Origin of the sequence: Klebsiella sp. RIT-PI-d (assembly GCF_001187865.1) — a bacterium.
Taxonomy (GTDB): Bacteria; Pseudomonadota; Gammaproteobacteria; order Enterobacterales; family Enterobacteriaceae; genus Superficieibacter.
This window is the reverse complement of sequence record NZ_LGIT01000004.1, coordinates 1-14,786: the sequence shown is the minus strand read 5'-3', so window position 1 is coordinate 14,786 and position 14,786 is coordinate 1. Positions and strand designations below refer to the sequence as shown.

The window sequence follows — 14,786 nt, the reverse complement described above, 5'->3', positions numbered from 1 at the left end:
ATGACTTCAACATCACGCCCGCACGAGCTTATCTGGCTGACCACCCGAAACGCACTGGAAGATATTACAGAATCGTGGGTGGATGACGTCTGGCATACCGGTTTGCCGGTTGTGGTGCGGCGCGATGTTGATGTTCAGGGACGTATTCCCGCAGGCGTGCGCGGAATGCGTCGCGACCAGCGTGCGGCGGGCTGGGTAAACCCTGGCGATGTTGTACGCAGCATTGCGCCAGAAGATCTGGTCAATCCGCAGACCTTAATACGTTCACCGTTTATCTCGCAGCCGCCGGTGCAGGTCGCGCTTCAGCTTGCGCAGCAGGCATGGCCGTGGCAGTGGGGAATTACGGGCAGCGTGGCGTATGCGCTGGCGACCGGTATCCCGGTTATCCATGCTCAAAGCGATTTGGATCTGCTGATCCGGGCACCACAACAGCTGCCACGCCAGCAACTGGAACGCTGGCAGCAACAATTAACGACAGTCCTTTGCCGTGCGGACACCCAGGTCGAGACGCCCAACGGCGGTTTCGCGCTGGCGGAGTGGTTACGCGACGGCAAAGTATTGCTGAAAACCAGCCGGGGGCCGCTTCTGGTTCGCGACCCGTGGCACAGGGAGGGATCATGAAAATTCTGTTTACCTTTCCGGGGCAGGGGACACAGCGTCCCGGTATGCTACAACAGCTTCCCGGCGATGAAATGGCGCAGGCGCACGCGGTGTTAGGCGACGAAGCCCTGACGCTCGATTCGCCAGAGGCACTGCGTCATACCCGGGCGGTCCAGCTTGCGCTGTTAATTTGCGGCGTAGCCTGGGGGCGAGAGTTGCAGCGGCGCGGTATCGAGCCGGATATTGTCAGCGGCCTGTCTATCGGCGCGTATCCAGCTGCGGTAGTCGCGGGCGCGCTGGATTTTGCCGACGCGCTAAGACTGGTGGCGCTGCGTGGTGATGTCATGGAGCAGGCCTACCCTCACGGCTACGGCCTGACGGCCATCATGGGGCTAACGCTGAGCCAGGTGGAAGCCCTGACCGAAGGCAGCGGGACCTATATTGCTAATCTGAATGCCGAAACGCAAATCGTGATTGCCGGGAGCGATGAAGCGATGGCCGATGTTGCGAAGCGTGCGCTTGCGAAAGGGGCCAACAAAGTACATCGTCTGGCGGTCAGCGTGCCCTCACACTGCGCGCTATTAGCGGAACCCGCGCAGAAGTTAGTGGCGGCGTTTGCGGGTGTGACCCTTGCTCGCCCGCGCTGCGCCTATCTTAGCGGCAGTACCGGACGCGTATTATGGCAGCCGGAAAAAATCGCGGATGATTTGGCGATGAACATGGCCCGCACGGTACGCTGGCAGGAAGCGGTCATTGCTGCCAATGAACGCGAATCCCGGCTGGCTATCGAAATGCCGCCAGGCGGGGTATTAACCTGTCTTACCCGGCAGGCTGCCTGGGAGGGCGATTCGATTTCGCTGGAGCGTAGCGGTATTGAGGTCGCGGTACACCTGGCAAACCGTCTGCAAGTGCAGAGCTAATACCCGGCATTGCGGCGCCAGGGATTACCTTCTGACACCGCAGCCATTTACCCCGACTCCTGTAGACTTCTGGCATACATTCGGCCCTCTGCGGCCAGCGCTAACAGACCGGGGTCCAGCTCGCGATTGCGGGCAAAGACAATGGCGATAAGCTGCTGCATCTGGTAGGGCTGCGACAATTTTTGCAGTTTCACCGACCCTTCATACATTTTCTTCATACGGCCAGGCATTAACGTGAAGCCGACGCCCGCCTGCACCAGACTGAGCATAGAAAAAATATCATTCACCCGGGTCACGATTTCTGGCTCAAAACCGGCGATATGAAACGCGTCCTGAAAGCCCACGTAAGTGGCAAAACCTTCCGCCAGCGAGACAAATTTCTGGTCGCTGTAATCGCGTAGATCGGCAAGCGTAGACGTATCCAGCGAGGCGCTGGCAGGGGCTGCAAGGTAAATATCATCATGAAATAGCGGCAGGACTTCCAGGCTATTACGATCAATATCGCTTTCAGAAATAGAGATCAGGATCGCATCAAGCATGCCATCTTCCAGCATCCGCAGCAGCGCCGCATTGGAGCCCATCGTCAAATCCATTTCCAGCTCCGGACGCCGCAGTTTCATGCCCATAATCAGGCGCGGAACGGTTTCCAGCGTCAGCGAGTAGAGCGTGCCCACCCGCAGGCGTCCCTGCCCGACACCTGCGGTTTTACGCGTTTCTTCCAGCCCTCGCGCCATAAGCTGCGTCACTTCCTGACAGTATTCCAGCAGCGTCAACGCTGCCGGAAGCGCGATCAGATTACGGCCTTTGTGAATAAATAGCGGACAGCGTACATTCTCTTCCAGCGTATGCAGAGCACGATGGACGCTGACGCCGCTGAGCGCCAGCGCCTCGGCAGTACGGGCGATAGTGCCTTTCTCCATAAACGTCATGAAGATAGCGAGCTTGCGAAAGGTAATGTCGCTGGAGATACTCGGGATCATGGCTATCCGCTCCGGATGATAAAAATTATTCGCCCTGGGTCATGGCTTCCAGCTGTTCATGCGCGTCCAGCCAGGCCATCTCGCACGCTTCAAGGCCTGATTTTGCGCTGGCCTGCTGCTGCAAACAGGCCGTCAGCTCGGCTTTACGGCTCTGATCGTATAGTCCGCTATCACCCAGCATCTCTTCGGCTTTCGCCAGTTGAGCGTTGAGTTTTTCCATCTCTTTTTCCAGACGGGCGATCTCTTTACGCAGAGGCTGGGTCAGCGTACGTAATTCCGCATCGCGACGCTTCTGATCTTTACGCGACTGCGCGCTGTTGGCGTTGTCTTTAGTCGTGTCCTCCGGCTGGCTCTCCTGCTTCTGCACGTCACTTAGCCATTTCTGATAATCTTCCAGATCGCCATCAAAAGGTTCAACTTTGCCGTCGTGCACCAGATACAGATCGTCGGTAGTGGAACGCAGCAAATGCCGGTCGTGCGACACGACAACCAGCGCGCCTTCAAACTCAATCAGCGCTTCGGTCAGGGCCTGGCGCATGTCAAGATCGAGGTGGTTGGTCGGTTCATCAAGCAGCAGCAGATTTGGCCGCTGCCAGACAATCAATGCCAGTACCAGCCGCGCCTTTTCGCCGCCGGAGAAACGTCTGGTTTCCTCGGTGACTTTATCACCCCGAAAGCCGAAACCACCAAGATAATCACGCAGTTTCTGTTCCAGCTCCTGCGGTGCAAGGCGTGCCATATGCTGTAATGGCGACTCGTCGGCGCGCAAAAACTCGAGCTGATGCTGGGCGAAGTATCCCAGTTTGATCCCTTTCGCCAGACCAATTTCTCCGCTGGTGGGATCAAGTTCACCGGCCAGCAGTTTAATCAGCGTTGATTTACCCGCGCCATTACGCCCCAGAAGACCAATGCGCGAACCGGGAACCAGGTTGAGCTTAATAGAATCAAGGATGGTGCGCTCACCGTAGCCTGCGCTGACTTTCTCCATTTTTAACAGTGGATTAGGCAGGCTCTCCGGCAGGCGGAAACTAAAATGGAAGGGGTTATCGACATGTGCCGGGGCGATAAGCTCCATTCGTTCCAGCATCTTCACGCGGCTTTGCGCCTGTTTTGCCTTGCTGGCTTTCGCCTTGAAGCGATCGATAAAGCTTTGCAGATGCGCCACGCGCTGCTGCTGGCCTTCGTAGGTTGCCTGCTGTTGGGCAAGGCGCGTGGCACGCTGGCGTTCAAATGAGCTGTAGTTGCCGGTGTATTCAAACATCGACTGCTGCTCAATATGAATAATTTTGTCCACTACCGGGTCGAGAAAATCGCGGTCGTGGGAAATCAGGATCAGCGTCCCCTGATAACTTTTCAGCCAGCGCTCCAGCCAGATCACCGCATCCAGATCGAGGTGGTTGGTCGGTTCATCAAGCAGCAGTAAATCGGAGCGACAAATTAGCGCCTGCGCGAGGTTGAGACGCATACGCCAGCCGCCGGAAAAATCGCTTACCGGACGATCAAGCTGTTCGCTGCTAAAACCCAGCCCGTGCAGCAGACTGGACGCGCGCGAGCGGATGGTCCAGGCGTCGACGGCGTCCAGTTTACCGTGAATGGTCGCTATCGCGTGGCCATCGTTGGCATCATTTGCGGCCTGTAACTGGACTTCGAGCTGGCGAAATTCCCGATCTCCGTCGATAACATAATCCAGCGCGGGTTGTTGTAGCGCAGGCGTTTCCTGATTGACCCACGCCAGCTGCCAGTTGCCCGGGAAGGTAAAACTTCCGGCATCGGCGCTCAGTTCATTTTTAAGCAGGGCCAGCAGTGTGGATTTACCACAGCCGTTTTTACCCACCAGGCCCACTTTTTGGCCTGGATTAATGGTGGCCGTAGCGTTATCCAGCAGGACATGCACACCGCGGCGAATTTGTAACGAGGAGAAAACAATCATAAGGTGCCGTATGTTCAGACTATGTTAATTTGTCATTATGATAATGTAGGTTGCTGGCAAAATGCCGCACCGGGCCGCAATGGTAGCCCATAATGAAGACGATAGACAAAATCATTCTGGTCGCAATGTGGCCTGAACGAGACAGAACGACAAACCCGGGAGGGGAATGATGTCGCAGACAGCGAAAGTCCTGCTGCTGTATGCCCATCCGGAATCACAGGACTCGGTAGCCAACCGGGTTCTGCTTAAACCGGCCACGCAGCTGCAAAATGTTACTGTGCACGATCTTTATGCACATTATCCCGATTTTTTTATCGATATTCCGCGCGAACAGGCGCTGCTGCTTGAGCACGATGTCATCGTGTTTCAGCACCCGCTTTATACCTATAGCTGTCCGGCACTGCTTAAAGAGTGGCTTGATCGGGTATTAAGCCGCGGATTTTCCAGCGGACCGGGTGGAAACCAGCTGGCGGGAAAGTACTGGCGAAGTGTAATAACGACCGGCGAGCCAGAAAGCGCTTACCGGCATGACGCGCTCAATCGTTATCCGATGAGCGATATTTTACGCCCTTTTGAGTTAACCGCAGCGATGTGCCGTATGCACTGGCTTAATCCTATGATTGTTTACTGGGCAAGACGGCAAACGCCGGTTGAGCTGGCAAGCCAGGCCAACGCTTACGCAGAATGGCTGGCATCACCTGTTATTCATGGAGGTCAGTAATGGAAGGTTCCGATCTGTTACTGGCGGGTGTCCTGTTTCTCTTTGCGGCGGTGGTCGCTGTACCGCTGGCGGCACGTTTAGGCATTGGCGCGGTACTGGGGTATTTGCTGGCAGGCATTGCCATTGGCCCATGGGGGCTGGGATTTATCAGCGACGTCGACGAGATCCTGCATTTCTCCGAGCTGGGCGTGGTGTTCCTGATGTTTATCATCGGGCTGGAACTGAACCCCGGTAAACTCTGGCAGCTACGGCGCTCGATTTTTGGCGTTGGCGCGGCGCAGGTCATCTTCAGCGCAGCAATACTTGGCGGGTTGCTGATGCTGACCGACTTCTCATGGCAAGCGGCGGTTGTCGGCGGTATTGGCCTTGCGATGTCCTCAACGGCGATGGCGCTCCAGTTGATGCGCGAAAAGGGCATGAATCGCAGCGAGTCCGGACAACTTGGGTTTTCGGTACTGCTGTTTCAGGATTTAGCGGTGATCCCGGCGCTGGCGATGGTGCCTCTGCTGGCAGGCTCCGGCGACGATCATTTTGACTGGATCAAAATCGGCATGAAAGTGCTGGCGTTTGCCGGGATGCTGATTGGTGGACGCTACCTGCTGCGGCCGGTTTTTCGCTTTATCGCCGCATCTGGCGTACGTGAAGTCTTTACCGCCGCCACGCTGCTGCTGGTGCTGGGATCGGCGCTGTTTATGGATGCGCTGGGATTGTCGATGGCGCTCGGCACCTTTATCGCCGGGATACTGCTGGCGGAAAGCGAATATCGTCACGAGCTTGAATCCTCTATCGAACCGTTTAAAGGTCTGCTGCTGGGACTGTTCTTTATCTCAGTTGGCATGGCGCTCAACCTTGGCGTACTTTATACGCATCTCCTGTGGGTGGTGTTCAGCGTATTCGCGCTGGTCGCCGTCAAAATGATGGTGCTGTATTTACTGGCACGCATTTACGGCCTGCGTAGCTCCGAGCGCGTGCAGTTTGCTGGCGTACTCAGTCAGGGCGGGGAGTTTGCTTTTGTTCTGTTCTCTACGGCATCGTCACAAAAACTGTTCCAGAACGATCAGATGGCGCTGCTGCTGGTTACGGTTACGTTGTCGATGATGACCACGCCGCTATTGATGAAAGTCATTGATAAACGGCTATCGCGCCAGTTTAACGGCCCGGATGATGAGGACGAAAAACCGTGGGTCGATGATGATAAACCGCAGGTTATTATCGTTGGATTCGGTCGCTTTGGTCAGGTTATTGGCCGTTTACTGATGGCCAACAAAATGCGCATTACGGTTCTGGAGCGTGATATCAGCGCGGTCGGCCTGATGCGTAAATATGGTTACAAAGTGTATTATGGCGATGCCACGCAGGTGGATTTATTGCACGCGGCGGGCGCGGCGCAGGCGCAATCCATTGTCATCACCTGTAACGAGCCGGAAGACACCATGAAACTGGTGGAAATTTGTCAGCAGCATTTTCCGCAGCTGCACATTATGGCCCGCGCGCGCGGTCGTGTTGAGGCTCATGAATTGCTCCAGGCGGGCGTAACGCAGTTCTCGCGTGAGACGTTTTCCAGTGCGCTGGAGTTAGGCCGTAAGGCGTTAATTTCACTGGGTGTTCATCCGCATCAGGCGCATCGCGCCCAGCTTCATTTCCGCCGCCTGGATATGCGTATGTTGCGCGAGCTAATGCCAGTTCATACCGATACGGTGCAGATTTCGCGCGTCCAGGAAGCACGACGTGAACTGGAGGAGATCTTCCAGCGCGAAATGCATCTGGAACGCCACCAGCTTGACGGCTGGGATGAATTTGATCAGGAGTAAATGATGTCAGTCCGTAAACGTTTTATTGCAGGCGCAAAATGTCCCTCCTGTCAGGCTCAGGATACGCTGGCGATGTGGCGGGAAAATAATATTGATATCGTTGAATGTGTTAAATGTGGTCACCAGATGCGTGAAGTCGATAAAGACGCCCGCGATCATGTTCGCAAAGAAGAGCAGGTGATCGGTATTTTTCATCCGGACTAGCGAGATCGGGCAGCTTTTTTTACGCTAAGGGGTACACAGGTGCAGAATTCCGCTACAATCTGCGCCACTATTCTTTCCTTGCTCAGGAGATATCATGAAAGTAGCAAAAGACCTGGTGGTCAGCCTGGCCTATCAGGTACGTACAGAAGACGGTGTATTGGTTGATGAATCTCCGGTAAGCGCGCCGCTGGATTATCTGCATGGTCACGGCTCCCTGATTTCAGGCCTGGAAAATGCCCTGGACGGTCATGAGCCAGGCGACAAATTTGACGTTGCTGTTGAAGCGAATGACGCTTACGGCCAGTACGATGAAAACCTGGTACAGCGCGTTCCTAAGGACGTCTTTATGGGCGTTGACGAACTGCAGGTCGGTATGCGTTTCCTGGCAGAAACCGATCAGGGCCCGGTACCGGTTGAAATCACTGGCGTTGAAGACGATCACGTTGTCGTTGACGGTAATCACATGCTGGCAGGTCAGAACCTGAAGTTCAGCGTAGAAGTGGTTGCTATTCGTGAAGCAACGGCTGAAGAGCTGGAGCACGGTCACGTACACGGTGCACATGATCATCATGACCACGATCACGGCCATGACGGCTGCTGTGGCGGTCACGGCCATGACCACGATCACGACCACGGTAAAGGTGGTTGCGGCGGCAACGGCGGCTGCGGCTGTCACTAATTGTCGTATCATGCTAAAGCGGGGTAACCCGCTTTTTTTACGTCTTAATAATGCGGCGGTGGCGTTTCTTCCGTTGGCGATGCCATTTGTGACGGCTGGCTGGCCTTTATTTTTTCCGCCATCAGGCGTAAATGTTCACGGAGTTTCGCCATCTCCATCTCGTGAGCGGTGACGGTCTGGTTAAGATCCTCAATCGTGATCTCCTGAAATGCCAGTCGGCTTTCCAGTTCTGCCAGACGCGCTTCCATTGTTTTATCCTGCATAATTCACCTCTTCTCTGCGACTTTTAGTAGCTGGCGGGCGGATTCTACTTAACTTTAGTCCTCTGCGCAGCATTGACGTCATTAACGGGAAACTAATTTAAACAAAAATAGTCTGAAAAGATCGGTAATTAAGGAGAGTCCGTCTGTAGATTTGTTCTGCAACGTTTTATAGTACGCTTCTTATTTGAAAGTTAACCTGGGGTGAGATGCCCCGGCCCTGGAGATATGGATGAAATCACTGTTTAAAGTTACCCTGCTGGCAGCGACAATGGCTGTCGCGCTGAACGCACCGCTGACCTTTGCCGCAGAAACTGCGACCGCTGCTGCACCTGCAACCACTGCCGCTGCGCCAGCAACTGCACCAGCCGCTGACAGCAAGGCAAACTTCAAAAATGACGACCAGAAGTCTGCTTACGCGCTGGGTGCATCGCTGGGCCGTTACATGGAAAACTCTCTGAAAGAGCAGGAAAAGCTGGGCATCAAGCTGGATAAAGATCAGCTGATTGCTGGTGTGCAGGATGCGTTTGCTGACAAGAGCAAACTGTCCGATCAGGAAATTGAACAGACTCTGCAAACGTTTGAGACCCGCGTGAAAGCCTCCGCTCAGGCGAAGATGGAAAAAGACGCAGCTGAAAACGACGCAAAAGGTAAAACCTTCCGCGACGCTTTTGCTAAAGAAAAAGGCGTGAAAAAATCCGCTACCGGCCTGCTGTACAGAGTAGAAAAAGCCGGCTCAGGCGATGCGCCGAAAGATAGCGATACGGTTGTTGTGAACTACAAAGGTACGCTGATCGACGGTAAAGAGTTTGATAACTCTTACACCCGTGGTGAGCCGCTGTCTTTCCGTCTTGATGGCGTGATCCCAGGCTGGACTGAAGGTCTGAAAAACATCAAGAAAGGCGGCAAAATCAAACTGGTTATCCCACCGACGCTGGCTTACGGTAAAAACGGCGTTCCGGGTATCCCGGCTAACTCTACGCTGGTCTTTGACGTAGAGCTGCTGGATATCAAACCGGCGACCGCTGCTAACGCTGACGCGGCGCAGGCCCCGGCAGATGCCAAAGCCGCAGACGCGGCTAAAAAGTAAAAAATGCTAACCGCCGCCGCTTCAGGCGGCGGTTTTTTATTGCAGGACGTTATAATTAATTCTGGTAAGCGGAACCTTCGCTGTATTAGTTTATACTCGTCATCCTTCAGGCTGCTCCTGCATTGGCTACGCTCGTTCATCTAACGACTAACGCATGTAAGCGCCCGGCGCTCACTTCCTTGCCGCATCCTGAAAGATTTTGCGAAGAGTTATCCGTGTTAATCGAGCCTGCCCTGAAAACATAACGACAGGTTCCTGAAAAGGAGTGCTTTCTTTAATGTCCAGGTCGCTTTTAACCAACGAAACCAGCGAGCTTGATTTACTGGATCAACGTCCATTCGATCAGACCGATTTCGACATCCTGAAATCCTACGAAGCGGTAGTGGACGGGTTAGCGATGCTTATTGGTGCCCACTGTGAAATTGTGCTGCACTCATTGCAGGACCTGAAGTGTTCGGCAATTCGTATTGCCAACGGCGAGCATACCGGGCGGCAGGTAGGTTCTCCTATTACCGATCTGGCGCTACGCATGCTGCACGATATGACCGGTGCAGATAGCAGCGTATCAAAATGCTATTTTACCCGGGCCAAAAGTGGCGTATTGATGAAGTCGCTGACCATTGCTATTCGCAATCGCGATCAACGCGTTATTGGTCTTCTGTGCATCAATATGAACCTCGATGTTCCGTTCTCACAGATCATGAATACCTTTATTCCACCGGAAACACCCGACGTAGGCTCATCCGTTAACTTTGCCTCTTCGGTAGATGATCTGGTCGCTCAGACCCTTGAATTCACTATCGAAGAAGTGAATGCCGATCGCAACGTGTCCAACAACGCCAAAAACCGTCAGATCGTGCTGAACCTTTATGAGAAAGGTATCTTTGATATTAAAGATGCCATTAATCAGGTCGCCGACCGCCTTAATATTTCTAAGCACACGGTTTATCTCTACATCCGCCAGTTTAAAAGCGGCGATTTTCTGGGGCAGGATAAGTAATGCGCTTTGCCCTTCTGGTCACGGGACCGGCCTACGGCACCCAGCAGGCGTCAGGCGCATGGCAATTTGCCCAGGCGCTACTGGCAGAAGGTCATGAACTGAAAAGCGTTTTTTTCTATCGCGAGGGCGTTTATAACGCCAATCAGCTTACTGCCCCGGCCAGTGATGAATTCGATCTGGTGCGCGCGTGGCAGCGTTTATCTCAGGAGCGGGGCGTTGCGCTGCATATTTGCGTGGCGGCGGCCCTGCGTCGAGGAGTCACCGATGACGCCAGCGCCGAACACGTAGCAGGATCCTGCGCGAATCTGGCGGACGGTTTTTCGCTTACCGGCCTGGGTGCGCTGGCTGAGGCGGCGCTCACCTGCGACAGAGTGGTGCAATTCTGATGAACCGTATCGCTTTTGTTTTCACCTCTGCGCCGCACGGTTCTTCCGCCGGGCGAGAGGGGCTTGACGCACTGCTGGCAACCTCGGCATTAAAGGACGATATCGGCGTATTTTTTGTCGGTGACGGCGTACTGCAACTGCTGGCAGGTCAGCAGCCTGCGGCCATTCTGGCCCGGGATTATATCGCCACGTTTAAAGTGCTTCCGCTTTACGACATCGAAAATTGCTGGCTTTGTGCAGCATCGCTTCGCGAGCGCGGATTTAACGCGCAAACCTCTATGGTACTGGACGTTGAGGCGCTGGAGCCGGACGCGCTACGTGAAAAATTGAATAACTATGACGTCATCATGACGTTTTGAGGCTGACATGCTGCATACCCTGCGCCATTCTCCCTGGCATTGCGATATGACGACTTTATTGCGAATGCTGCGCGACGGTGACGATCTTTTATTGATCTCCGATGGCGTGCAGGCAGGCATTGAAGGTAATCGTTATCTTGAAATGCTGAAGACGGCCCCCATATCTCTCTATGTACTTGAAGAAGACATGAATGCCCGGGGATTTGCTGCTCAAATTTCGAACAGCGTCCTCAGGGTTGACTATACTGGTTTCGTCAGGCTTACGCTAAAACATGCCGGCCAATTGGCCTGGTAATGACAAGACCGTTGTATATTTCTTGACACCCTTTCGGCATAGCCCTAAAATTTCGCGTCCTCATATTGCATGAGGCGATTTATTACGTGTTTACGAAGCAAAAGCTAAAACCAGGAGCTATTTAATGGCAACAGTTAACCAGCTGGTACGCAAACCACGCGCACGCAAAGTTGCAAAAAGCAACGTGCCTGCGCTGGAAGCATGCCCGCAGAAACGTGGCGTATGTACTCGTGTATATACTACCACTCCAAAAAAACCGAACTCCGCACTGCGTAAAGTTTGCCGTGTTCGTTTAACCAACGGTTTTGAAGTGACTTCCTACATTGGTGGTGAAGGTCACAACCTGCAGGAGCACTCCGTGATCCTGATCCGTGGCGGTCGTGTAAAAGACCTCCCGGGTGTTCGTTACCACACCGTTCGTGGTGCGCTTGACTGCTCCGGCGTTAAAGACCGTAAGCAATCACGCTCCAAGTATGGCGTGAAACGTCCTAAGGCTTAATGGTTCTCCGTTAAGTAAGGCCAAACGTTTTATATTAATGTCAAACTTAACTCTTTGAGTTTTGGACAATCCTGAATTAACAACGGAGTATTTCCATGCCACGTCGTCGCGTCATTGGTCAGCGTAAAATCCTGCCGGATCCTAAGTTCGGATCAGAACTGCTGGCTAAATTTGTTAACATCCTGATGGTAGATGGTAAAAAATCTACTGCAGAATCTATCGTATACAGCGCGCTGGAGACCCTGGCTCAGCGTGCTGGTAAAGATGCACTGGAATCTTTCGAAATCGCGCTCGAAAACGTGCGTCCGACTGTCGAAGTTAAGTCTCGCCGCGTTGGTGGTTCGACTTATCAGGTTCCAGTAGAAGTCCGTCCGGTTCGTCGTAATGCTCTGGCAATGCGTTGGATCGTAGAAGCTGCTCGTAAACGCGGTGATAAATCCATGGCTCTTCGCCTGGCGAACGAACTTTCTGATGCTGCTGACAACAAAGGTACAGCAGTTAAGAAACGTGAAGACGTTCACCGTATGGCAGAAGCCAACAAGGCGTTCGCACACTACCGTTGGTAATCCCTTCGGAGTATTAGTTTCCAGGCGGGCGCTTCAGCGAAGCAGCCCGCTTTGGGCTACTTAATTGAACGTCTAAAAAGATAAACGAGGAATCAAATGGCTCGTACAACACCCATCGCACGCTACCGTAACATTGGTATCAGTGCGCACATCGACGCCGGTAAGACCACAACTACCGAACGTATCCTGTTCTACACCGGTGTAAACCATAAAATCGGTGAAGTGCATGACGGCGCGGCAACCATGGACTGGATGGAGCAGGAGCAGGAACGTGGTATTACTATCACTTCCGCAGCGACCACTGCATTCTGGTCTGGTATGGCTAAGCAATATGAGCCGCACCGCGTAAACATCATCGACACCCCGGGGCACGTTGACTTCACCATCGAAGTAGAACGCTCTATGCGTGTACTTGACGGTGCGGTAATGGTTTACTGCGCAGTTGGTGGTGTTCAGCCGCAGTCTGAGACCGTATGGCGTCAGGCAAACAAATATAAAGTTCCACGCATCGCGTTCGTTAACAAAATGGACCGTATGGGTGCTAACTTCCTGAAAGTTGTTGGTCAGATCAAATCCCGTCTGGGCGCGAACCCGGTTCCGCTGCAGTTGGCAATTGGTGCTGAAGAAGGTTTCACCGGTGTTATCGACCTGGTGAAAATGAAAGCCATCAACTGGAACGATGCAGATCAGGGCGTTACCTTCGAATACGAAGATATCCCGGCTGACATGCAGGACCTGGCTGAAGAATGGCACCAGAACCTGATCGAGTCCGCAGCTGAAGCTTCTGAAGAGCTGATGGAAAAATATCTCGGCGGTGAAGAACTGACTGAAGAAGAGATCAAAACTGCTCTTCGTCAGCGCGTTCTGAACAACGAAATCATCCTGGTAACCTGTGGTTCTGCGTTTAAGAACAAAGGCGTTCAGGCGATGCTGGATGCGGTAATTGATTACCTGCCGGCGCCGACTGATGTTCCTGCGATCAACGGTATGCTGGACGACGGTAAAGATACCCCGTCTGAGCGTCACGCAAGTGATGATGAGCCGTTTGCTGCACTGGCATTCAAAATCGCTACCGACCCGTTTGTAGGTAACCTGACGTTCTTCCGCGTGTACTCTGGCGTGGTTAACTCTGGTGATACCGTATACAACCCGGTTAAATCTGCTCGTGAGCGTTTTGGTCGTATCGTTCAGATGCACGCTAACAAGCGTGAAGAGATCAAAGAAGTTCGCGCGGGCGACATTGCTGCGGCAATCGGCCTGAAAGACGTGACTACAGGTGACACCATCTGTGATCCGGACAACGTGATCATTCTTGAGCGTATGGAATTCCCGGAGCCGGTAATCTCCATCGCGGTAGAACCGAAAACCAAAGCTGACCAGGAAAAAATGGGTCTGGCTCTGGGCCGTCTGGCTAAAGAAGACCCGTCATTCCGCGTATGGACCGACGAAGAATCTAACCAGACCATTATCGCTGGTATGGGTGAGCTGCACCTCGACATCATCGTTGACCGCATGAAGCGTGAATTCAACGTTGAAGCGAACGTCGGTAAACCTCAGGTTGCTTACCGCGAAGCGATTCGTGCGAAAGTTACCGATATCGAAGGTAAACACGCGAAGCAGTCAGGTGGTCGCGGTCAGTATGGTCATGTTATCATCGACATGTACCCACTGGAGCCGGGTTCAAACCCGAAAGGCTACGAGTTCGTCAACGACATCAAAGGTGGTGTAATTCCTGGCGAATACATCCCTGCCGTTGATAAAGGCATCCAGGAACAGCTGAAATCTGGCCCGCTGGCTGGCTATCCGGTTGTTGATCTGGGCGTGCGTCTGCACTTCGGTTCTTACCATGACGTTGACTCCTCTGAGCTGGCGTTTAAACTGGCCGCTTCTATCGCCTTTAAAGATGGCTTTAAGAAAGCGAAACCAGTTCTGCTTGAGCCGATCATGAAGGTTGAAGTAGAAACGCCGGAAGAGAACACTGGTGACGTCATCGGTGACCTTAGCCGTCGTCGTGGTCAGTTGAAAGGTCAGGAATCTAACGCTACTGGTGTTCAGATCCATGCTGAAGTTCCGCTGTCTGAAATGTTTGGATATGCAACTCAGCTGCGTTCACTGACCAAAGGTCGTGCATCTTACTCCATGGAATTCCTGAAGTATGATGATGCGCCGAACAACGTTGCTCAGGCCGTAATCGAAGCCCGCGGTAAATAAGCCGCAGGGTTAAAACCAATGTCCCGTGCCCCCTCAAAGAGGGGGCGCTATAGTAAGGAATATAGCCGTGTCTAAAGAAAAATTTGAACGTACAAAACCGCACGTCAACGTTGGCACCATCGGCCACGTCGACCACGGTAAAACTACCCTGACCGCTGCAATCACTACCGTACTGGCTAAGACCTACGGCGGTGCTGCTCGCGCATTCGATCAGATCGATAACGCGCCGGAAGAAAAAGCTCGTGGTATCACCATCAACACCTCTCACGTTGAAT

Annotated in this window: 18 protein-coding genes; 15 read left to right on the top strand and 3 right to left on the bottom strand. The window is 53.4% G+C overall.

The window, feature by feature from the left end; genetic code table 11:
* Together AC791_RS03375 and mdcH are read left to right on the top strand one after the other, a co-directional pair.
* Entirely contained in the window at nt 1–621 is a 621-nt protein-coding gene (locus AC791_RS03375; RefSeq protein WP_049839080.1) for a malonate decarboxylase holo-ACP synthase, read from the top strand.
* On the top strand, nt 618–1,520 hold the full coding sequence (gene mdcH, locus AC791_RS03370; protein WP_049839079.1) for a malonate decarboxylase subunit epsilon: 903 nt from the start codon (nt 618–620) through the stop codon (nt 1,518–1,520). Before AC791_RS03375 ends, mdcH begins: the two co-directional genes overlap by 4 nt.
* A gap of 47 nt (nt 1,521–1,567) precedes the next feature.
* On the opposite strand, the gene AC791_RS03365 is transcribed toward mdcH, so the two are convergent.
* Together AC791_RS03365 and AC791_RS03360 are read right to left on the bottom strand one after the other, a co-directional pair.
* Nucleotides 1,568–2,500, bottom strand: coding sequence for a LysR substrate-binding domain-containing protein (locus tag AC791_RS03365; RefSeq protein WP_049839078.1), 933 nt, complete (start codon nt 2,498–2,500; stop codon nt 1,568–1,570).
* Nucleotides 2,501–2,525: 25 nt separating this feature from the next.
* Nucleotides 2,526–4,430, bottom strand: coding sequence for an ABC transporter ATP-binding protein (locus AC791_RS03360; RefSeq protein WP_049839077.1), 1,905 nt, complete (start codon nt 4,428–4,430; stop codon nt 2,526–2,528).
* Nucleotides 4,431–4,599: 169 nt separating this feature from the next.
* Between AC791_RS03360 and kefG the strand changes: the two genes are divergently transcribed.
* The 4 genes from kefG (at nt 4,600) to slyD (ending at nt 7,845) form a co-directional block, all read left to right on the top strand.
* Entirely contained in the window at nt 4,600–5,151 is a 552-nt protein-coding gene (kefG, locus tag AC791_RS03355) for a glutathione-regulated potassium-efflux system ancillary protein KefG (protein ID WP_049839468.1), read from the top strand.
* Entirely contained in the window at nt 5,151–6,962 is a 1,812-nt protein-coding gene (gene kefB / locus AC791_RS03350; protein WP_049839076.1) for a glutathione-regulated potassium-efflux system protein KefB, read from the top strand. The genes kefG and kefB overlap by 1 nt, the downstream gene beginning before the upstream one ends.
* A gap of 3 nt (nt 6,963–6,965) precedes the next feature.
* Nucleotides 6,966–7,166 (top strand): YheV family putative zinc ribbon protein, encoded by a 201-nt coding sequence (locus AC791_RS03345; protein ID WP_049839075.1) that lies wholly within the window; start codon nt 6,966–6,968, stop codon nt 7,164–7,166.
* Between the two features lie 94 nt (nt 7,167–7,260).
* A complete protein-coding gene (gene slyD / locus AC791_RS03340; protein ID WP_049839074.1) occupies nt 7,261–7,845 on the top strand; it encodes a peptidylprolyl isomerase in 585 nt (194 codons plus the stop codon).
* 44 nt (nt 7,846–7,889) lie between these two features.
* Here slyD and AC791_RS03335 read toward each other — a convergent pair whose 3' ends face one another.
* The gene (locus AC791_RS03335; RefSeq protein ID WP_049839073.1) at nt 7,890–8,108 is read right to left on the bottom strand and encodes a protein SlyX; all 219 of its coding nucleotides are present in this window, start codon (nt 8,106–8,108) and stop codon (nt 7,890–7,892) included.
* A 229-nt stretch (nt 8,109–8,337) separates the two neighbouring features.
* On the opposite strand from AC791_RS03335, the gene fkpA reads away from it, so the two are divergent.
* The 9 genes from fkpA to AC791_RS03290 all read left to right on the top strand — a co-directional run.
* Entirely contained in the window at nt 8,338–9,195 is an 858-nt protein-coding gene (gene fkpA, locus AC791_RS03330) for an FKBP-type peptidyl-prolyl cis-trans isomerase (RefSeq protein WP_049839072.1), read from the top strand.
* Nucleotides 9,196–9,472: 277 nt separating this feature from the next.
* Entirely contained in the window at nt 9,473–10,195 is a 723-nt protein-coding gene (locus tag AC791_RS03325; RefSeq protein ID WP_049839071.1) for a helix-turn-helix transcriptional regulator, read from the top strand.
* Nucleotides 10,195–10,581 carry a sulfurtransferase complex subunit TusD gene (gene tusD, locus AC791_RS03320; protein WP_049839070.1) on the top strand — a complete coding sequence of 129 codons (387 nt, stop codon included), beginning with the start codon at nt 10,195–10,197 and terminating at the stop codon, nt 10,579–10,581. Before AC791_RS03325 ends, tusD begins: the two co-directional genes overlap by 1 nt.
* Nucleotides 10,581–10,940 (top strand): sulfurtransferase complex subunit TusC, encoded by a 360-nt coding sequence (gene tusC, locus AC791_RS03315; protein ID WP_049839069.1) that lies wholly within the window; start codon nt 10,581–10,583, stop codon nt 10,938–10,940. Before tusD ends, tusC begins: the two co-directional genes overlap by 1 nt.
* A gap of 7 nt (nt 10,941–10,947) precedes the next feature.
* Nucleotides 10,948–11,235 carry a sulfurtransferase complex subunit TusB gene (tusB, locus tag AC791_RS03310; protein ID WP_049839068.1) on the top strand — a complete coding sequence of 96 codons (288 nt, stop codon included), beginning with the start codon at nt 10,948–10,950 and terminating at the stop codon, nt 11,233–11,235.
* Between the two features lie 124 nt (nt 11,236–11,359).
* Nucleotides 11,360–11,734, top strand: a complete 375-nt coding sequence (gene rpsL / locus AC791_RS03305; RefSeq protein ID WP_003023654.1) for a 30S ribosomal protein S12 — start codon at nt 11,360–11,362, stop codon at nt 11,732–11,734.
* 95 nt (nt 11,735–11,829) lie between these two features.
* Entirely contained in the window at nt 11,830–12,300 is a 471-nt protein-coding gene (rpsG, locus tag AC791_RS03300) for a 30S ribosomal protein S7 (RefSeq protein ID WP_049839067.1), read from the top strand.
* A gap of 96 nt (nt 12,301–12,396) precedes the next feature.
* Nucleotides 12,397–14,511 carry an elongation factor G gene (gene fusA, locus AC791_RS03295; RefSeq protein ID WP_049839066.1) on the top strand — a complete coding sequence of 705 codons (2,115 nt, stop codon included), beginning with the start codon at nt 12,397–12,399 and terminating at the stop codon, nt 14,509–14,511.
* A 67-nt stretch (nt 14,512–14,578) separates the two neighbouring features.
* Nucleotides 14,579–14,786: GTP-binding protein (locus AC791_RS03290; RefSeq protein ID WP_000031660.1), on the top strand; the 208-nt coding region annotated here is incomplete at its 3' end.